This is a genomic window from Actinomyces vulturis, from assembly GCF_001687305.1.
Taxonomy (GTDB): domain Bacteria; phylum Actinomycetota; class Actinomycetes; order Actinomycetales; family Actinomycetaceae; genus Actinomyces; species Actinomyces vulturis.
On the sequence record NZ_LZRK01000004.1, the window covers coordinates 39,615 to 59,024 of the forward strand.

Below are 19,410 nucleotides of genomic sequence, written 5' to 3' on the forward strand. Positions count from 1 at the left end.
CAGCGGGTAGTAATTTACCGACTTCGCGGCGTCGGTAGCAAATCAGCGGAGCGTGAAGCGAGCCACATTTACTTTCCGACGCCGCGAACACAGTGTCAGCGCACCATTTCCTTAACCTTGCCGTCAGGAAACAACACTGGCAAGCAGTGCCTTAAGACGGTTCAAAGAGGACTCCTTACCGAGAATCTCCATGGACTCAAACAGCGGAGGCGATACCTGACGACCCGTAATGGCCACACGTAGCGCACCAAAAGCAACACGAGGCTTGAGTTCAAGCCCATCGATTAGAGCCTCATGAAGGACATGATGAAGATTATCTGTAGTCCACTCCTCTTCAGACACAGACTCACACGCAGCGATTCCTGCGGTCAGTGCGGAACGGGTGGATGCTTGAGCTTGCTCAGACTTCACCAACTTGGCTACAGCCTTCTCATCCATCTGAAGGTCCCTATCACTGGCGAAAAGGAATCCGAGCATGCCACGAGCTTCGCCGAGCATTTGAATGCGTGTCTGAATGAGCGGTGCTGCAGCGGTAAGAATGTCCTGTTCGCGAGGAGTAAGTTGCTCAAATGACTGAGCAGACACAAGCGCGGTACGTTCGGACTCATCGCTGTATATGTCTGCCAGGTAAGGGACGAGACGATTGCGGAAGTCTGCCTCATCCAAGCGGCGAACATGCTCGGCGTTAATAGCGATGCATTTCTTGGGGTCAAAGCGTGCCGGATTCGGGTTCACATCATGAACGTCAAAGGCATTAATCATTTGCTCGGCAGTGAACACATCCTCATCCTTACTCAAGGACCATCCCAGGAGGGCGAGGTAGTTGAGCAAGCCTTCGGGCAGCATGCCGTTGGCGCGGTGAATGAGCAGGTTCGATTCAGGATCGCGCTTAGAGAGTTTCTTGTTGCCCTCCCCCATCACGTAAGGCAGGTGACCGAAGTAGGGCATGTACTGAGCCCGACCGATAGCAATCAATGCACGGTAGAGCACAACCTGGCGGGGCGTGGAGGACAGGAGATCCTCGCCGCGCAAGACGTGAGTAATTCCCATGGCTGCGTCGTCAACTGGGTTAACGAGGGTGTAAAGAGGGTCACCGTTAGCTCGGACCACTACGTAGTCGGGTACAGAACCTGACTTGAAGGTGATCGGACCGCGAACTAAGTCATCGAAGGTAATGTCTTCATCGGGCATACGCATGCGTAGCACGGGCTGGCGGCCTTCCGCACGGTAGGCAGCCTTTTGTTCTTCCGTCAGGTCACGGTCATAACCGTCATAACCGAGTTTGGGGTCACGGCCTGCAGCACGGTGACGTTCTTCAATTTCCTGAGGGGTGGAGAAGGATTCGTACAGATAACCAGCATCGAGAAGTTCTTGAGCGACCTCTTTGTAAAGGTCCATACGTTGAGACTGTCGGTAGGGTTCGTGAGGTCCTCCCTTGCCCACGCCTTCATCCCAGTCCAGGCCAAGCCAGCGTAAAGAATCAAGGATGGCTTCGAAGGATTCTTCCGAGTCACGGGCAGCATCAGTGTCTTCGATACGGAAGACGAAAGTGCCACCTGTGTGGCGGGCGTACGCCCAGTTGAACAAACAGGTGCGCACCATTCCAACGTGAGGGGTCCCTGTCGGTGAGGGACAGAAACGTACGCGAATGGGGGTATCAGTATTTGGTGTGAGATCGGCGGTTGCGCCAGGTGTCAGTGTGCTCATGATGGGTTAAGAGTAGTCCTCTTGTGGGTCTAAGTTCCTGCTACGCACGCAGCAGTTTCAACCTAGACTATTGGACTATGACCATCCTCACGGACACCTTCGACGCTTTGACTCCTGACGTGTTGCGTAGCCGCGGCTCATTGAAATGGACAACTTACAACGATGCCGCCATTGGGGCATGGGTTGCGGAAATGGATTTAGGTCTTGCGCCAGCAGTGGCTGATGAGATTCGCAAGGCAGTTAGTGATGGCACTTTGGGCTACATGCCCCCTACAGCTCCACTGCAGTTAACTGAGGCTTTGGTCGACTTCATGGATTCATCCTATGGCTGGGCTCCTGATATTCAGGACGTTGCCCTTCTCCCCGACGTACTGGCAGGGTTGCGGGTAACCATTGAACATTTCAGTCGCCCTGGTAGTGCGGTAATTGTTCCTACTCCTGCCTACATGCCTTTCTTGACTATCCCCAGTCAGTTGGGTCGGGCTTGTATTGAGGTGCCCGCATTGCGTACCTGCCCTCGCACCGAGCCTGGCCACCCTGCATGGTCATTGGATTTAGAGAGTATTGAACAGGCTATGAAAGCAGGTGCAGGCACACTCATTTTATGTAACCCGTGGAACCCCACCGGACGCGTCCTTACCTCTTCGGAATTAGACGCCGTAGCGGCTCTGTCCTCCCGTTATGGTGTGGTGGTCTTTGCTGACGAGATTCACGCTCCACTCGTTCTTGATCCTTCGATCCGCCACATTCCCTATGCCTCTCGCCCCTCAGCGGATCCAGCATTAACAATTAGCGCTACGAGTGCATCAAAAGGCTGGAACATTCCTGGTTTAAAATGTGCGCAGGCGATTGTGTCCGGTGACGCTAAAGAAAAATGGCAATCGTGTGGCATTCATCTTGCTCAGGATGCGTGCCCTCTTGGCGTACGCGCCACTACTGCAGCATACACACAAGGCCGTGAATGGCTCCATGAAGTCATTGATTATATTCGCGATAATGCTCGCTTCGTCACGCGCACACTGAACAAAGTTCCAGGTTTACGTATGTGTGAGCCTGAGGGAACGTATCTCGGCTGGATTGACTGTACTAATTTGCCGATTAGTGGCTCCCCTGCCGATTTCTTCCTGACCCACGCCGGTGTAGCCATGAACGATGGCATCACATGTGGAAGTGATTATTCTCGATACGTGCGTTTAAACATGGCTACGGGACGAACTATTGAGAAGGAAACCGTGGAGCGTCTTGTAACGTCTGTTGAGTCACTCATGCGTTGAGTTGCAAGTATCGGTTACTGCTCAACGTCAAAACACCCGATGAGAGAAATGGGGTGTTTCGCATAGTGGAATCTCTACACTTTTTGTAAAGGTCATGAGATAATACGCTAGTGCATGCCCACGCGATCGATGCGCAGGTGGACCCCTGACTTTTACTGCTCGTCATGTTCTCTCATGCCATGCCGTCTTGAAGTTCCTCATTTTTGGTGCTTCCTCATTATTCGTTTGTTTTTAGGAGATCACTTATGAAACGTCGCAGCACACCGCAGAATGTCGATGTCACCACTTTGTCACGTTTAATGGCCGCGATTACTGATCCCGAGGACATGGCCTCCTTTATTGTGGACCTTTGCTCCCCTGCAGAACTCGAAGCATGGACTGACCGCTGGCGTGTTGTTCCTCTTCTCTCTGAAGGTATGAGCTACCGAGCCATCCATGAACAGACTGGCGTATCTATCACCACTATTGGCCGTGTAGCACGCCATATGGCTACCGGAGCCGGTGGCTACGAACTAGGAATGCGTATCCAGAATTCTTTTAATGACAATGACGAGCAGAACGCAGACGACGAACCAACCAATGAAAATGCCGAGTAGGCATCTTTCCCTAGCCCTCCCTCATCACTAGGGCTTTTGATCTCCCCTTTGTCAATGTTTTGGGCGGTATCACCGAGAAGGTGATACCGCCCAAAACATTGATCCAAAAATATTGTCAAAAGTGATTTATTGGGAAATCACACCATGCTCAACACGATAGACCACATCACCTGCTTGCTTAGCAAATTCCTTATCGTGCGTAATCGCGACGATGGCCATGCCAGTGTCAGCAAGAGTACGAATTAGACCAACCACGCGTGCGGTTGAGGCATCGTCAAGAGCGGACGTAGGTTCATCGAAACAAAGAACCTTCGGCTCTAACGCACAAGATCGAGCAATTGCTACGCGCTGACGCTGACCTCCGGAGAGCTCATCTGGATAGGAATCGGCCTTATCGCTCAATCCGACTAGTTCCAACAAGTCACGGCCACGAGCCTCGGCGGTAGTTCGATCTTCACCGTAGACGTAAATCGGCGCTTCGGTAATGTTTTCAAGAGCGGTGCGGTGGGGAAAAAGATTGAAGTCTTGGAAAACCATGCCCACTTTTCGGTGCCATTCACGAACATTACTCACGCTCGAAAGATTGACGCCGTCGATAACGATCTCACCGCTATCGGGTGTGGTCAACTGATTGATGCAGCGAAGGAGTGTAGTTTTGCCGCCACCTGACGGGCCAACAAGAACACATACTTCGCCGGCATCAACAGACAGGCTGACGCCTTTGAGCACTTGGTTCTCTCCGTAGGACTTATACAGATTAGTGATCGTGAGCATGTCAGTCTTTCTAGCGGTAGTAGGACAGACGCTTCTCGGCGCGCTGCAGGAAGAAGGTCAAGATCACCACGATGAGCAGGTAAGCACCACCGGAGTAAATCAACGGAACAAGCGATGCTGTCTTGTTCATTTCTTGCTGGGTTACGCGCATCATGTCCACCACGCCGATGGCGTACACCAAGGAAGTGTCCTTGACCAAGGTGATGATTTCATTAGAAATCGGAGGAAGGACGCGCTTGACCAACTGCGGGAGGATAATGCGGCGGTAGGTGGTGATGCGATCAAACCCAAGTGTCCGTGCAGCCTCGTATTGCCCTCGCGGAATGGCCTCCAAACCGCCACGATAGATCTCAGCGAAGTACGCGGCGTAGTTCAAAATGAAGGCGAAGATCGCAGCAGGAAGGCGATCGAAAACAATGCCCACATTAGGAAGGCCGTAGTAAACGAAGATCAACTGAAGTAGTAGCGGCGTGCCACGCATTAGGGCGATGTATGCCTGACTGATCCACCGAAGCGGAGCAAAAGACGACATACGTCCAGCCGCCACCACCAGACCTAAGGGCAGTGATGCCAACAGGGTGATGGCGAAAGTTTCGAGAACGATTAAGAGGCCAGAATAAAACGCTGGGTTTGTCAGCATCGGGGTAATAATCCTCAGTTGAACCACTTAGAGCGGATGGTTTCGAGGGTGCCATCCTCCTGAGCCTGCGCAAGCGCGTCATTGAGGGCTTCACGGAACTTGTCATCGCCCTTGCGGACAGCAATCACGAATTCTTCGGAGCCGAAGTTTTCATCCAGGACGCGGAACTGATCCCCGCCCTTTTGCTTAGCGTAGTACTCAAGGAGCACAGAGTCACCGGCAACTGCATCGGCGCGGCCGATTTCGAGGTCACGCAGAGCCTTGTCGTACGTGTCGTAGAAAAGGGGGCCACCACCCTGGAGGGAATCGTTGAGTTCGGTGTTTTCTGCGATGAGGTCAGCGGCACTGGAGGCACCCTGAGTGGCAAGTTGCTTACCTGCCAGGTCAGAGAGGGCCTGAATCGGCGAATCAGCGAGCACCATGACGATCTGCTTGTTGTCTAAGTAGGGATCGGATGCATCAACCTTTTTGCGGCGTTCGTCGGTGATCGTATAGCCATTCCAAATGGCATCAATCTTGCCGCTAGACAGTTCAGCTTCCTTCATCTCCCAATCAATGTTCTGGAATTCGAAGGTCTTGCCGATTTTTTGTGCGACGTAATCAGACAGGTCCTTGTCGAAGCCCTTGGTTTCACCGTTGTCATCGAAGCCCATGGGAACGAAGGTGTTGTCATAACCGACGATGATCGTGTCTTTGTCCATGGCAGATGATGCCGAGGCGTCCTTCGACCCACAAGCGGTCAAGGAGAGCGCGACAGCAGAAAAAAGCGAGCCAACAAGCAATGCACGACGAGATGGTGCCAACGAAGAAGCCATAATGTGTCCTTTTCCCGCCTGCAAGGTGCTGGCTACATAGTAAGTGGTGATAAAAGAGGGCGATGTAAACCCAAACAAGAAGAACGTTAATGCATTAACGTACTAACACACAACCGATAAACGTGTGCCTCTCATCACATTAGTGATGGAAGGTCTCCCACTACAAAAACCCAGAAGAGTAATCGATGGGGACGTTAACTTATCAATTATTCACTCACAACAGGGTTTGAGAATTCGCCTAAGCCGTCGATTCTCACACTCACTCGGTCTCCCGCGTGGAGCGCACCTACACCAGCCGGTGTCCCTGTTAACACCAGGTCACCAGGCAGCAACGTGAAAATTGACGACACATAGGAAACCAGTTCATACACGTCACGAATCATGTCACGAGTATTGGCACACTGAGCCACTTGCCCATTCACTGAAGTAGTGATCTGAGCATTCATGGGATCAAAACCGCTAGGTTCTGGTATTTCAATCCAGGGCCCAATGGGGCATGACGTATCGAAGGCCTTAGCACGAATCCACTGAGGCTCACTACGCTGAACATCACGAGCACTCACATCATTGGCACAGGTATAACCAAGGATGACGCGTTCAGCCTGCTCAGGTGTCACGTCTTTACATAGAGTTTTAATAACAACCGCAAGTTCGCCCTCATAATGGACTTCATTGCTCCACCAGGGAAGAACAATCGGCATATCCGGACCGATCACTGCAGTATTGGGTTTAAGGAAAACCGTTGGAGGCTCAGCCTTCACCTGCTCCCCGCTATCCCCCATCTCCATCACATGATTGGCGTAGTTGTTTCCAATACCAATCACTTTAGAACGGGGAATTACTGGAGACAAAAGGCGAACTTCATCGAGACGAACGACTTCGCCAGTTGCTTCAGAACCACCAACTAGCGGGTCTGCCTTGAGTACCACAAGGTGGGCAGACTCAGTTGGGGTTCCATGCTCATCTAGTCCTTGGACGATTCCATACTTTGGTGAGGAATCCATAGCAAAGCGCGCGATTTTCATAGCACTAGTCTACGGTCCGCGATATCCTCGGCACGAACGGCAAGCCTGTGTTACCTGCTTCACGCACTAATACGTGCTCGCTCCCCCTCATATAAGACAACTGTCAAAGGTATTTCCATGGCCCCCTCGGACGCCTCAATGAACGAGTCAACTCCCACAAATTCCCAGCCAACCCCGATGGCTCCCCCGCCGCCACCGCCGGCGCCAATGCCTTCAGCAGCGAGCGCCTCTCAGCCTCAGCAAACACAGGCGATGCCTGCCGCTGCACAATCCGCGCTGCAGCATCCTGCACAGACCAGCGGATTCCCTCAAGCCGCTCCCAGCGCACCTGAGGGAGCAGTCAGTGCACAGAGCACCAACACTTACTCCTTCTCTACGCTGCCGCAGGCTGCCCCTGCGCCTCTAGCTCCGTCAACTGCTTCCACGGCTCCCGATGGAACGGTTATTGACCCCAACCAGCAGCCTCAGTACGTAGTAATTCCTGCACAGCCCAACCCATTTGTTCTCGGTATGAAGTCCGTATGGGAATCCGTGAAGGCTATGTGGAAGGGCGGCCCTGTTGCTGCCGCTCAGGTCGCTGAAACTAACAAGTTCCACACCTGGCTGAGCAGCGCAATTCTCGCGCTGGCCGTGGCATTTGTTTCCGTCATTACCTTCTCCATGATGGTCAACGGAGCAACGAACGCTTCGCTGTCTCTCGTTTCTCAGGCTGTAGGTGGCGACAAGGTCAATGAAAACTGGGTGGATGGTGGAGCAGCCATCGCCTCATGGTTCATCATCATCATTGCCGTGTTCGTCATGATTACTGGCCGTGCGCTGATCACATGGGCGGTCATGAAGATCCGTGGCTCCCAGTTCGGTTACCGCCACGCACTGAGTGCCGTTGCGGTTGCTCTTATTCCCTCTATGGTGCTTGCCGTCATCTTCATCATTCCCTCCTTCTTCGCAGGCACTCTCGTTGGCGTGATGCTCTTCCTGCCGTTGCTGCAGTTCTCCATCCCCTGCCTGTTCATCGCCACAGAAATTGGCATCTACGTATTGACCGCACGCGCTTGCCCCAACCGCAGCGTGTACGTGCCTTACACCCTGATGCTCCCGGTGTGGCTGATCATGGCGATGTTGATCATGTTCACCACCATGCTCATGCTTGCTTCCTAAGGCCGACTGACTATGTCTACCTACACTTCCCCTCACGCAGGCAAGACGCGCAATATCCTCGTCGCCACCCTTGCTGTGATTACTGCTTTTGTGCTGGCTGCTTGTGGCGCAAAGGTTGACACGCTCGTTACTGTCAACGATGGTGACGATCCTGGTGGTTCGCGTGTGATGACGCTTCATATCGCTGATACGACAAATACGAAAGACCGCGTCCACGGCGGTTTGGATGCAGTGGACAAGTCCATCCGTGATCATCTTCCGCCAGAATTGGAATACTCAGGTATCTCCCAGGTGGGTAAGGAAGCAACGGCAACCTTTACGCTGAACTTCGACAACATCGAGGATTACCAGACCAAAGCACAGGCGCTTCTCGACGCAGGAAACCTCACCTCAGTTAAGGCTCGAGTCGTTTACTCGAACACGCAGGACAAACTGGCTAACGGCCTTATCTATTCTGAGAACTTCAGTTCCACTGACCTGCTCCATTGGATCCCGGATGCACTCTTTGATGACGGTGTCATCGAGAAGAGCGACATGTCTAGTGTTCTCAGTGATGGGGGCAGTAAGTTCATTATTGCTGGTCATACATTCGAGGACTCCTACGGGTATCCCTCATTCGCCGATGTGGTGAATAACGGTGTGAAACATGTGACCGTCGAAGTAGTCATCAAGGATGACGGTACCTACGGACTTAATGTTGTCTTTGATGACCGTGAACGCATCAATAAGCCTCGCCAACAGTTGCTTAAGGACTGGTTTACTAACCACTCTCCTGAGGGGACTGCTGTTGAGGACTTGACCAACGATGGCAATATCACTGGTGTGACTGCTTCGTACAGCACCGATAATCCAGAGGATTTGTCTGCTGCCCTTCAGCAGATCTTGGCTCAGCCTGAAGCATCTGTGACATTCGAGGCCCCTTCTCCGGAACCGGGTGCTCTCGAAGCAATGAAGCAGGTGAAGATTCTTGCTCCGTGTGAAGGTATCTGTTCAACAGAGGGCAGTTATGAGCCTCGTATTGATGTTGCTGTGGTTGTACCCTCTGCCTGGAATGCCATTGAGCCCTACGGCTTCGCAGGCAATGACACGGTGACGATCAATGGTTCCGAAGGGGTTTTCGTGTTCAGCAAGCCTGTCACGATTGTTAACCCGACCCTGACCACCTCCATTGGTTTGGACCGCTCTGTCACTCAGACTCTTGAGGTTGTCATTACTGACGATCTCGATGACCAAATGATTGAGTCCGTGAAGGCTGCTCTCAGCCCAAACAATGTCTTCGGTGACGTCTCTGTGTCTGACTATGACAAAGATGGTGTGAAAGGCAAGAAGTTCACGCTCAAGGCTCACGCAAAGAATGCGACCGCCTACAACACGCTTTTACGTAAAGCCTACGGCGAATCCACCTTCGGTATTTCTATGGACGATGGTTGGCCGAAGGACAAGTACATCCTCACCACTGATTCCACTATGCTGAACCGTCTGCTTGGCAGTTCGGTCCAGGGAACTGTTGGCGATTACTTGGACCTCCCCTTCAACAACAAGGTGGATAAGGAAGATCTCAAGTACGGCGTGGTAGCCAAGACTGACGGAAAAATTGATCTAGTTGCTAACTCCAGCGATGCCATGTACTACCACCAGAGTGTGCAGGTCCGCGTCACTGGCCCTTCTCAGTCAGATTTGATTGTCGACGCTGTGGTGCTGGGTCTGCTTCTTATCGCACTTGCCGTGGGTGGTTTCTTCCTCCGGAAGTACGCTCAGCGCCGCAAGGAAGCCGGCCTGCCGTTGTTCGGTCAACCCGCTCAGACTGTGCTCGTTCCTGCAGGCGCTCCTGCACCTGCCATGGCAACGGATCCGCAGACAGGTACGTTTGTTACAGGTGCTACACCGAGCACTGGTTCCGCCGTGAGTGCAAATACGGGAGCGTTCCCTACTGCCCCCTCGGCTGATGCTTCGGGAGTCACTGCGGCCAGTGCTCCGGCTCCTGGAATGCTAGTGAGTGATGAGGCTGCAGCGCTGGGCGTGAGTGGAGTTTCTGCTCCATCTACTCCTGAGGTATCTGCTCAGTCGGCTCCGGCTGTGTCTGCCCCGTCAGCAGCCCCTGGCGTTAGCGCCGGCGTGGCAAGTTCCGGTGCTGCTCCTACCAACTCTGAGGCTGGCATCAATACCTCACAGGCTCCAGCACAGAATGTCGCGACTGGTCCTGTCACCACAGAAACATTTACCGAGGGCAACCTGCTCTAGGCTGATGCACTTGGCTCGATGAATTGATGAGCCTTGGGGCCCGCCGAGTTTCACTCGGCGGGCCCCTTGTCTGTATCTGCGTCTCAACCTACCTCGTGATTTTTTCAGAATTTAAGGAGTTTTTATGGTGTGGAAAACGAAAGCAGCATCTGTAAGGAGAGTGCTTAAATAATCATGAAATACCTCAAACATCAGTAACGACTATCTGAGATTCCGGAAGGATTTCAAAGACGCTCCGCCACCGTCATTCCCTCCCGATTGTGGCTACGACAATGATGCCGGTTGCTCTGTTCTTGTCTGCCTGCGGTAGCAGTACGACTCACGATGCTGCGCCGGCAACGAATGCCCCATCGGCAGCGTCAACTGTCGAGGTATCTCAAGCACCGACTACATCGCCTCAGCCAGAACCTTTCCCGATGCCGAGCGCAGACTGGCCCATTTCCTCCGATGAGCTGACTGTGGCCCTCCTTGCCGCATGGTCAATGCCTCAGCCTGAAGGACTCGACGGCATGGACGAAAACACCCCCGAAGGAGCCACCAAAAGCGCTGTATTTCTGCCAGTTAGGCCCTATATTATGGCCACTGGCGACACCACCACCTGGGATGAACTGTTTCTCCCTGCAGATGATTGCAATTTCGCTGAAAGTTTTTCGACACAGGCAACAACGTTCCATTCGGACGAATCATGGATCGATAACTGGACTCCAAAGTGTTCAATCGAGACTTCTGAGTCAGTATCCAAAACAATCACACGCGTTGTCATCGATAGCTCATTGGAAAGCATTGTCATTCATCAAAATCAAGGAGTCGCCCTAGTCCATCGCGGTGCCTCGAACAAGAAACTCACTTTTACTATCGAGTGGCAAAATGACGCATGGAGGATCACCGAATGCGCAAATACTCCTTCTTAGTCGTCATTACCTGCTCTTTTCTCACGGGGAGCCTATTTTTTAATCAATACACTTTTGCGCAAGATGACACTGACTTCGATTTGGACGACAACACAAACGCCACCTATTGAACCTTGGTCAATACAGAAAGTTCAAACCAAAACAATGTTTCGGTAACCACGGAAACACGAGACTTCAGCCCTATCCAGAAAGATCAGATCAGGGCAAGCATGAAACATGATTGTCCGCAGGGGGATCTTTGTCCGCAGTTTTGGAGGCGACCTTTAAAACTGATGATTCCGGGACAGCATCACCCGCGAGTGTGCCGGTAAGTACCGTCCTAATGGACCAGACGGGGACGGTCGCTTTCGGTAGTGCATTGTTTCGTTCGCCTGAAGGGGACGTTGTCTACAACGACGAGACGCTATCCGTATGGACGGGCTGTACGCGCCACGCTACACAATTTCGTAGGGACGCACAGTTACTCCGTTGTGGCAACACCGACAACTATCACCATCAACTGGGGCGATGACACTGCAGATACCGCTCGCTGTACCTCAGCCGTCGATACCGCGTTGACGATTCATCGCTACGATCGCTCATTCACCTCTGAGAACAACACACTCGAACTCACCACCAGTTGGGCCTTTAGCCACCATGCCCGGGAAGTGGTACCTGGACAGCCATCAGTGGCGAATTAACGACGCATGACACCAACGCGGCCCATTCGCTGTTCCGCAATGGAATCACCACCTCACCGATGATGCTGAAACAGATCGCGATTTCTATTTCCCGCACAACAGTGGGGACTAATCGTTAATCAGCATTGAACCATCGGTGAGATGGTGACTCACATGGTGGGAATACAGATTCAGTATTTTCCTGTCATAGCCGCGATGGCTTAAGAGCGAAGAGCCTCAGCTTCATCAGCGGCTTCCTTGCTCCACACGTGTCCAGGCAACTGACCAGGCATGAGGTCGTTACCTTCAGCAACGAATCGGATGTGAGCCTGACGTCCTTCCTGAACAGCCTTGTGCTGGCGCTCCCAGTCTTTCAAGGCGGCGAATGCCCACTTACCAAGCAAGGAGATGGCAATAATGTTGATGATTGCCATCAGCCCCATTGCCACATCGGAGAAGTTCCATACGAAATCCAGCGAAGCAATGGAACCGATGAAAGCAGCTACGAGAATCATAGAACGCAGCAGGTAATGGTTGTTGACCTTGCCCTTTGGAGTTAGCAACTGACCGTGCTCATCAAGTCTCTGACCATGCTTATTCATGAGATTGCCGTGCTCATCGCGCAAAAGGGCGAATTCATCGTCAGTATCAAGAGCGCTAGAAATCACCTGTCCCTCAGGTGCTCCCTGAGCGACGGCATGAATACCATGACGGCCCAGGAGGAAATCGGCGTTAATTTCAGCGTAGGTGTAGTTACCCAGGAGGCTGGAGTATGCGAAGACGAAAATCATCAATGCCAGAAGGTAATCAGCCCAACCTCCAAGAACATTGGAGACAGAAGCGGATGTGAGCGAACCTGGATCGGAGAAACCCACACCATCGGGTCCGTAAACGCCGGACACTAAAATAATGAGAGCAGTTGCGGTACATACGACGATGGTGTCCACAAAAACGCCCATTGACTGAACGAATCCCTGCTGAACAGGATGATTGGTGGAGGCGGTTGCTGCAGCGTTGGGAACAGAGCCCTCACCGGCCTCGTTAGAGAACAAACCACGCTTGATACCGTTGAGAGCCACGGTAGCAAAGCCACCACTGATACCCCAGAACGCCTGCTGACCACCGAAGGCACTTTCGAAGATGGCCTTAAAGGTACCGGGAATGTAGGAGGCATGCATGATGAGGATGACGATGGCTAGGAGAACGTATGCCAGCGCCATAATGGGGGCAAGCCATTCAGTGACCACAGCAACACGACGGATACCACGGAATACGATCGGTGCAGTGATGAGGACGAGGATCACAGCGGTCACGATAGGTTCCAGACCAAGAGCGTGCTTGGCAATACCTGCGATGGCGTTAGCCTGGGTCGCTTCGTAAGCGAAACCAAAAACGAAGATGATCACAACAGCGAAGCAGGATGCCCAGAACTTATTACCTAAGCCACGGGTGATGTAGTAGGCAGGTCCACCGCGGAAAGTGCCGTCAGGGTTAGGAACTTTGTACATCTGGGCAAGAGTGGCCTCAACGAAAGCGGTAGCCATGCCAAGGAGGGCTACCACCCACATCCAGAACACTGCACCAGGGCCACCCTTGGTTAAAGCGATGGCCACACCGATAATGTTGCCGGTGCCCACACGGCTAGCAAGACTAATGGCAAAAGCCTGGAAGGAAGAAATACCGCCTGCTGCATCTTCACTGTCACGTGAGGAGGTAATGGCTGCGACCATACGGCCGAAAAGGCGAAACTGCACCCCCCGCATGCGAAGCGTGAAATAGATGCCTACAGCCACAAGTAGCCAGGCGAGGAACTGACCATAAAGGTGACCGGAAATGTTATCGAGAACGTCAGTTGCTTGTTGGAGAGTCCCAGACATAGGGCGCTGACCAAGCGAGCCCACCGACATGCCCCGCAGGGGGATGAGGGATGAGGGTAAAAGTGCGTGCATAAGAAGAACCCCAACCTTTCATGTGGCGGCAGAGAACCACCCACTTCATCATTGTGTGAGGCTCACAGTAAGGGTGATGTGTTTCTGTTGCGTTGCACGCGGGTTATCGACGCATTGCATTAACAAATCACTACATCTGAATCGTTGTAATGCCAGGAAACCTTCTTAGTTGTTATGCACATCACAATAGCGGGATTGTTCGGATCAAATGTGCCCGGAGGCCTCTTACGTATAAACGTTAATTGTCGGTGATGAAGTAGCAAGTTGAATATCAGACTCCTTGAGAGCGGCGATCACTTGACGGATGATCACATCCGTAGCTTCGCGGCTTTCGAGTTTACGTGAACCACTCCAGAACATTAAGTCCATGGTGACTGTTCCGGTGCCAATGGCGCTTAACATAGCTCGCGGTGAAGGTTCATTCATCACCAGATCTAAGTCTTTCATGGCCTGTTCAGCCACACTCACTGCCCGTTCAAGATCTGTATTGGCATCAAGTTCCACACCAATACGTGTACGAATCCGCTCATATCCGGTCTGCACCACTACTTGGGTCGAATGCATGATCGTGTTAGGAATGATCACTTTCTGACCATCAAAGGTACGAATCACCGTTGATGACAGGCGAATAGCAATAATCTCTCCAGAATTATCTCCTACCTTGACTTGGTCGTTGACACGATACTGGTCACGGGACAGGATGACGATTCCCGCGAACATATTGCCCAGTACGGTCTGAAACGCGATACCGGCGGCAATCGAAATTACGCCAACCCCACCAAGGATGTCGACGGGGTTAATCGACGGAAACACCAGCGTGATCGCACCAGCAAACGCAAAGGCGGTAATAACCCAAAAAATCAGTTGAGATAGGAGCTTTCGCGAAGTCTCTCCTCTGCCCCGCCAGCGCATGATGGCACGCCATCCAAACGCCAGGAGGAAAGCAACAGCAATTCCACCAGCCAAGATGCTCAGACCGCGAAGAACTGTGGCCCATGTGATGAGGTGAAGAGAGTCGTTCACAAAGTTCTCCGGTTACTCCCACGCATTTCCGGGCACCCGCGCTGGGAGGGAAGGTGAGTTAGGTGAGAAGCGGACGGCGTCAGGTCGGATAGTTAAACAAGCACCAGGCAGGCTTCCACACTCGGCCACGGTAAGAACCTCATCGCGATCCTGTCGTCGTTGCGCCTTCTCCCAGTCGCGCAGAGCACCCAGTGCCCAAGGAGTCAACATGATAAGAGCAGCAATGTTAATAATGGCACCAACGCCTAAGAGGATATCGGCGATGGTCCATACAGTAATAAGTTGGGTGAGCGACCCAATGGCTGTGCATACCACTGCGCCCATAGCCAGTGCCTTGGTAGCAACGGGGTGACGTGTCAGGTAATCCATGTTGACTTCGGCGTATGAGTAAGCGCCGAGGATCGTGGAGTAGGCGAAAATGACGATCATGAGCATCATGGGTAAGCGAGTCCATGAACCAAGGAGATCAGCCACAGCATCTTGAGTCAGCGTGCCTGCAGCGTCCGGGATAGTGACGCCAGGGGTGTACACCTCGGGGCTAGCAATGAGAATCGCCAAGGCGGTGGCTGTGCAGATAAAGATCGTGTCAACAATCACCCCAAACGCCTGAATGAAACCCTGCTGAACAGGATGATCAACTGTCGCCGAACCTGCCGCATTTGCAGCACCACCTAAGCCTGCTTCATTAGAGAACAAGCCGCGACGAACGCCGTTAAGGACAGCAGCAGTTAGACCACCGGCAACGCCAGACAGTCCAGCTCGAAGTCCAAATGCGCCGGCAAAAATAGAGACCAGCGCGTTCCAGGCGCCCGCCGGATGCGTGAGCACAATGAACAGGACGATGAGCAGGTAGGCGATTGCCATAATAGGAGCCAGATACTCGGTCACACGGGCAATCGCCCGAAGTCCTCCAAGAAGAACGGGAGCAGTCAGCGCCACGACGATCACAGCACTTAGCCATGGTGCAGCACCAGTCGCTCCACCGATGGTAGCGCTAATGGCATTAGCTTGAACCATAGGCATCGACAGTGCGTTGGCGATAAGGAAAACTACCGCGAAGATTGCTGCCGGAACCTTTAGATTCAGACCACGGGAAATGTAGTAAGCCGGGCCACCACGAAAGGTGTGATCAGCTTGGCGAACCTTAAATATTTGGGCAAGCGTCGCTTCCATAAAGGCCGTTGAGGTTCCCAACAAAGCCACGATCCACATCCAGAAAATGGCACCTGGGCCACCGAGGATGAGAGCCAGTGCCACACCGATGATGTTGCCGGTTCCCACGCGGCAGGCTAAACCGATAGCAAACGCTTGGAATGAAGAAATCCCACCGCGTGCATCGGAACGAGAACCGATGATGGCCCTGATGATGTCTTTGACATGGCGAAGAGGAAGCACGCGGGTGCGAATCGTGAAGTAGATACCTGCACCGAGGAGAAACCAGACGAGAATGGTGCCGAACAAGAAATCGGATGTAGCGGTAAGTGTAGTAGACAGACCGGTGGGCATATGCATGGGTGATCCTTGAGAAGGAGGAACTATCGATGGCATGGAGACGAGAAGAGAACGTTGTGTTCTCTTCTCGAGGGGCCGCGCTGATGTACAGATGTACCTCAGCGCTTGGGATAGTGACCTTCTACGTCGATAACAGATTCCCAGACACCGCCAGGAGTGTTTCCAGGCAGGAAGTCATTGTTATGCCCAACGAATACGGGTTCTCGTCCTGCAGCTTTTTGATAGGAAAAATCACGGAGCGCTCCGGTCACCCAAGGGCTGAGGATGATCATCACGACCATGTTCAAAACAGCGCCGACACCCAGGGCAATATCAGCTAATGCCCACACAGTCGATAATGCAGTAACCGCACCAACAAAAACGGCGGCGGTGAGGACAAGACCGAAAATTCGCTGACCGTTACGGTTTCCCCCCAGGTAGTCCACATTCACTTGTCCGTAGGAATAGCAACCAAGAATGGTCGAGAAGACTAGAACAAGCAAAAGTACTTCCATAGGCCAAATCACCCAGTTGCCCAGATGCTCAGCCAGTGCCTGGTGAGTGAGCACGGCTCCTTGTGCGGACAAATCCACGCCAGGCTGGTAAGTGTTCGTGGTCAGCAAGATGAGAAAACCAGTAGCAGAGCAAACGACGATGGTGTCCACGAAAACACCGAATGACTGAATGAAACCTTGGCGGACCGGATGGGAGACAGTAGCAGTTCCTGCAGCGTTAGGAACAGTGCCTAGACCTGCTTCATTTGAGAACAAGCCACGCCGGGCACCGTTAAGGATGGCAGCAACAGCACCACCGGCGATGCCAGCCAAGGCTTCATTCGTGCCAAAGGCACTGGCGATAATGGCCGAGAAGACCCCCGGAATCCTGTCAATGTTATAGAGCATGATGCCGATAGTGACCACAACGTATACCAGGGCCATAGCAGGGGCAACCATTTCTGTCACGCGAGCAACGCTGCGTAGACCACCAAGAACTACCGGCAAAGTCATACCAGCAAGAATCAAACCGGTTACCCACGTGGGGACAGAATGAGAAGCAGCCATAATGCCTGCAGCAGCGTTGGACTGCACCATCACTACACAAATGCCCACGCTAAACAGAAGCAAAAGAGCAAAGAGGCTGCCGAGTTTTTTTGCCCCCAGACCATACCTCATATAGTAGGCAGGACCACCACGATAAGTCCCATCAGCGGCGCGTTCTTTAAAAATCTGGGCAAGAGTGGATTCCACGAAACTTGTGGCCATACCAAGGATGGCAACAACCCACATCCAGAACATGGCACCCGGACCACCAGCAACCAAGGCGAGAGCTACACCGGCAACATTGCCAATACCAACACGACTAGCTAGTCCAACGGCGAATGCTTGGAAGGAAGAGATTGCCGCAGGTGCATGGTCGGCTTCAGCAGTACCAGGAAGAGGTTCCTCATCGACTGTGCGTGAGGAGACGATGGATTGCCACATGTCACGCAGATGGGTGATTTGTACTCCCCCTGTGACCAGAGTGCAGAAAAACCCCACACCAATGAGCATGGCTACCAAGCCGTAGAGGTAGAGCCATTCATCGATGGCACCAAGAATCTGATTGAACTGTTCCATAAGTTTTTCCTAATATCCCCGTCCCTATGTCCTTAGTGGTTTTTGGCAACCCATACGTCGGTAGGCAACTGTGCGGGGAGGAATTCGTTGTCAGTAGACGTAAAGACTGGCTGTTTGACCCCGTTACGACGCTGAGACTCAAAGTCACGTAACGCTCCAATACCCCACGGAGCTAAAACAAGCAAAGCAACGAGGTTGGTCACAGTCATGATCGCCATCATGATGTCCACAGTGCTCCACACCAATTCAAGAGTGGCCAATGCACCCAGTGCCGTGGAGACAACCGACAGAACGCGGGGCAGCCACTTGGCAGAGGGATGGGACGTAATGAAGTCCATGTTGACTTCGGAGTAGGTTGCTGCAGCAATCACGGAACTGAATGCCAATACAAAGACCACCAGAGCCATTGGGACTGCGGTCCACTGGCCAAGTGTTGCTGCGACAGCTTCCTGAGTGAGACTTGCAGCTGATGCAGGGGTGAGTTGGCCGGGCGTGTAAACCTCAGGGCCAGCGGAGAGAATAATAAAGGCGGTCATAGAACATACAACGATAGTGTCTACGAAGACACCCAAAGACTGAATGTAGCCCTGCTGGACGGGGTGCGCAACGGTTGCGGTCGCGGCAGCATTGGGGGCTGTACCCTGACCAGCTTCGTTGGAAAACAAACCGCGACGCGTACCGTTAATCAAAGCAGCGATGATAGAGCCGGTTACACCGCCGGCAAACTGCTGAGGACCAAATGCTGCAGTGACGATGGTCGCCACCACAGTAGGAATGTGATGGATGTTAATCATCACGACAGCTAACCCCAATAGCAAGTAGATGACTGCCATCACAGGGGCCATAATTTCAGTGACGCGCGCAACTTGCTTAACACCACCAAGAATGACGGGGGCCGATAGCGCGACAAGCAGCGTGGCGGTAATAGCGGGGGAGGCACCAACGGAGGAATCGGGGCCAATCACACCGGCAATAGCGTTGGACTGAACCATAATGATAGAAAACCCGCACGTAAAAATGGTCAGCCCCGCGAAGATTAAGCCAAGAGGACGGTTCTTCAACCCCAGTGACATGTAGAAAGCAGGACCACCACGGAAGGTGTTGTCAGAGCCGTGACGTTCTTTAAAAAGCTGAGCGAGGGTGGCTTCGAAAAATGCCGTGGCCATGCCCACCAGTGCCACAACCCACATCCAGAAGATCGCGCCGGGGCCACCGAGGATGAGAGCCGCTGCCACACCAAAGACGTTACCGATACCGACACGAGCAGCCAGCGAAATAGTGAAGGCCTGGAATGAGGAGATCCCTCCGTGTGCACCGGAGCGTGAGCCCCAAACGCTACGCACCATGGCCGGAAAATGGCGAATTTGCACGGCGCGCGTCCGAATGGTCAGGTAAAGGCCTGTGCCGACGAGCATGCCCATGGTGATGTATAAGGTGACCCAGTCGCCGATGTTCTGGAGCGTTGCGGCGAGTGCATTCATTGGATGCGCCTTTCGGGGTGCAAATTCCTGCGGGATGTCAAACGACGTTA

At 52.9% G+C, this 19,410-nt stretch carries 16 protein-coding genes; 6 read left to right on the top strand and 10 right to left on the bottom strand.

Annotated elements, in window-relative coordinates; all coding sequences use genetic code 11:
• Positions 1 to 123: 123 nt before the first annotated feature.
• Complete coding sequence (gene gltX / locus A9753_RS07020) at positions 124 to 1,707, bottom strand: glutamate--tRNA ligase (RefSeq protein WP_067782469.1); 1,584 nt, start codon at positions 1,705 to 1,707, stop codon at positions 124 to 126.
• 77 nt (positions 1,708 to 1,784) lie between these two features.
• Between gltX and A9753_RS07025 the strand changes: the two genes are divergently transcribed.
• Positions 1,785 to 2,981, top strand: coding sequence for a MalY/PatB family protein (locus tag A9753_RS07025; RefSeq protein ID WP_067782472.1), 1,197 nt, complete (start codon positions 1,785 to 1,787; stop codon positions 2,979 to 2,981).
• Positions 2,982 to 3,226: 245 nt separating this feature from the next.
• Entirely contained in the window at positions 3,227 to 3,577 is a 351-nt protein-coding gene (locus A9753_RS07030; RefSeq protein WP_067782475.1) for a YerC/YecD family TrpR-related protein, read from the top strand.
• 126 nt (positions 3,578 to 3,703) lie between these two features.
• Here the strand turns inward: A9753_RS07030 and A9753_RS07035 are convergent, their stop codons facing one another.
• The 4 genes from A9753_RS07035 to A9753_RS07050 all read right to left on the bottom strand — a co-directional run bounded on the left by A9753_RS07035 (position 3,704) and on the right by A9753_RS07050 (position 6,831).
• Positions 3,704 to 4,351 (bottom strand): amino acid ABC transporter ATP-binding protein, encoded by a 648-nt coding sequence (locus tag A9753_RS07035; RefSeq protein ID WP_067782478.1) that lies wholly within the window; start codon positions 4,349 to 4,351, stop codon positions 3,704 to 3,706.
• A gap of 10 nt (positions 4,352 to 4,361) precedes the next feature.
• A complete protein-coding gene (locus A9753_RS07040; protein WP_067782481.1) occupies positions 4,362 to 4,991 on the bottom strand; it encodes an amino acid ABC transporter permease in 630 nt (209 codons plus the stop codon).
• 14 nt (positions 4,992 to 5,005) lie between these two features.
• Positions 5,006 to 5,806, bottom strand: a complete 801-nt coding sequence (locus A9753_RS07045; protein WP_067782484.1) for an amino acid ABC transporter substrate-binding protein — start codon at positions 5,804 to 5,806, stop codon at positions 5,006 to 5,008.
• A gap of 206 nt (positions 5,807 to 6,012) precedes the next feature.
• Positions 6,013 to 6,831 (bottom strand): fumarylacetoacetate hydrolase family protein, encoded by an 819-nt coding sequence (locus tag A9753_RS07050; RefSeq protein ID WP_067782488.1) that lies wholly within the window; start codon positions 6,829 to 6,831, stop codon positions 6,013 to 6,015.
• Positions 6,832 to 6,948: 117 nt separating this feature from the next.
• On the opposite strand from A9753_RS07050, the gene A9753_RS07055 reads away from it, so the two are divergent.
• The 4 genes from A9753_RS07055 to A9753_RS07070 all read left to right on the top strand — a co-directional run bounded on the left by A9753_RS07055 (position 6,949) and on the right by A9753_RS07070 (position 11,821).
• Positions 6,949 to 7,989 (top strand): YIP1 family protein, encoded by a 1,041-nt coding sequence (locus A9753_RS07055; RefSeq protein WP_067782491.1) that lies wholly within the window; start codon positions 6,949 to 6,951, stop codon positions 7,987 to 7,989.
• Between the two features lie 12 nt (positions 7,990 to 8,001).
• Positions 8,002 to 10,230, top strand: a complete 2,229-nt coding sequence (locus A9753_RS07060) for a hypothetical protein (RefSeq protein ID WP_067782494.1) — start codon at positions 8,002 to 8,004, stop codon at positions 10,228 to 10,230.
• 272 nt (positions 10,231 to 10,502) lie between these two features.
• Positions 10,503 to 11,141 (top strand): DUF6318 family protein, encoded by a 639-nt coding sequence (locus A9753_RS07065; protein WP_176702761.1) that lies wholly within the window; start codon positions 10,503 to 10,505, stop codon positions 11,139 to 11,141.
• A gap of 470 nt (positions 11,142 to 11,611) precedes the next feature.
• Positions 11,612 to 11,821: a hypothetical protein gene (locus A9753_RS07070; RefSeq protein ID WP_067782500.1), complete on the top strand. Its 210-nt coding sequence runs from the start codon at positions 11,612 to 11,614 to the stop codon at positions 11,819 to 11,821.
• Positions 11,822 to 12,021: 200 nt separating this feature from the next.
• On the opposite strand, the gene A9753_RS07075 is transcribed toward A9753_RS07070, so the two are convergent.
• The 5 genes from A9753_RS07075 to A9753_RS07095 all read right to left on the bottom strand — a co-directional run bounded on the left by A9753_RS07075 (position 12,022) and on the right by A9753_RS07095 (position 19,360).
• Complete coding sequence (locus tag A9753_RS07075) at positions 12,022 to 13,677, bottom strand: alanine/glycine:cation symporter family protein (protein WP_245637424.1); 1,656 nt, start codon at positions 13,675 to 13,677, stop codon at positions 12,022 to 12,024.
• A gap of 297 nt (positions 13,678 to 13,974) precedes the next feature.
• A complete protein-coding gene (locus tag A9753_RS07080; RefSeq protein ID WP_067782512.1) occupies positions 13,975 to 14,772 on the bottom strand; it encodes a mechanosensitive ion channel family protein in 798 nt (265 codons plus the stop codon).
• A 12-nt stretch (positions 14,773 to 14,784) separates the two neighbouring features.
• Positions 14,785 to 16,278 (bottom strand): alanine/glycine:cation symporter family protein, encoded by a 1,494-nt coding sequence (locus A9753_RS07085; protein WP_089024761.1) that lies wholly within the window; start codon positions 16,276 to 16,278, stop codon positions 14,785 to 14,787.
• Positions 16,279 to 16,382: 104 nt separating this feature from the next.
• A complete protein-coding gene (locus A9753_RS07090) occupies positions 16,383 to 17,879 on the bottom strand; it encodes an alanine/glycine:cation symporter family protein (RefSeq protein ID WP_067782519.1) in 1,497 nt (498 codons plus the stop codon).
• Between the two features lie 32 nt (positions 17,880 to 17,911).
• A complete protein-coding gene (locus tag A9753_RS07095) occupies positions 17,912 to 19,360 on the bottom strand; it encodes an alanine/glycine:cation symporter family protein (protein WP_067782522.1) in 1,449 nt (482 codons plus the stop codon).
• Between the last annotated feature and the right edge of the window lie 50 nt (positions 19,361 to 19,410).

Bases quoted from the DNA above. Each gene is read 5' to 3' on its own strand.
- A9753_RS07040 (WP_067782481.1), bottom strand. From the start codon at position 4,991: ATGCTGACAAACCCAGCGTTTTATTCTGGCCTCTTAATCGTTCTCGAA.
- A9753_RS07055 (WP_067782491.1), top strand. From the start codon at position 6,949: ATGGCCCCCTCGGACGCCTCAATGAACGAGTCAACTCCCACAAATTCC.
- A9753_RS07075 (WP_245637424.1), bottom strand. From the start codon at position 13,677: ATGTCTGGGACTCTCCAACAAGCAACTGACGTTCTCGATAACATTTCC.
- A9753_RS07050 (WP_067782488.1), bottom strand. From the start codon at position 6,831: ATGAAAATCGCGCGCTTTGCTATGGATTCCTCACCAAAGTATGGAATC.
- A9753_RS07090 (WP_067782519.1), bottom strand. From the start codon at position 17,879: ATGGAACAGTTCAATCAGATTCTTGGTGCCATCGATGAATGGCTCTAC.
- A9753_RS07060 (WP_067782494.1), top strand. From the start codon at position 8,002: ATGTCTACCTACACTTCCCCTCACGCAGGCAAGACGCGCAATATCCTC.
- A9753_RS07095 (WP_067782522.1), bottom strand. From the start codon at position 19,360: ATGAATGCACTCGCCGCAACGCTCCAGAACATCGGCGACTGGGTCACC.
- A9753_RS07065 (WP_176702761.1), top strand. From the start codon at position 10,503: ATGATGCCGGTTGCTCTGTTCTTGTCTGCCTGCGGTAGCAGTACGACT.
- A9753_RS07030 (WP_067782475.1), top strand. From the start codon at position 3,227: ATGAAACGTCGCAGCACACCGCAGAATGTCGATGTCACCACTTTGTCA.
- A9753_RS07025 (WP_067782472.1), top strand. From the start codon at position 1,785: ATGACCATCCTCACGGACACCTTCGACGCTTTGACTCCTGACGTGTTG.
- A9753_RS07085 (WP_089024761.1), bottom strand. From the start codon at position 16,278: ATGCCCACCGGTCTGTCTACTACACTTACCGCTACATCCGATTTCTTG.
- A9753_RS07035 (WP_067782478.1), bottom strand. From the start codon at position 4,351: ATGCTCACGATCACTAATCTGTATAAGTCCTACGGAGAGAACCAAGTG.
- gltX (WP_067782469.1), bottom strand. From the start codon at position 1,707: ATGAGCACACTGACACCTGGCGCAACCGCCGATCTCACACCAAATACT.
- A9753_RS07045 (WP_067782484.1), bottom strand. From the start codon at position 5,806: ATGGCTTCTTCGTTGGCACCATCTCGTCGTGCATTGCTTGTTGGCTCG.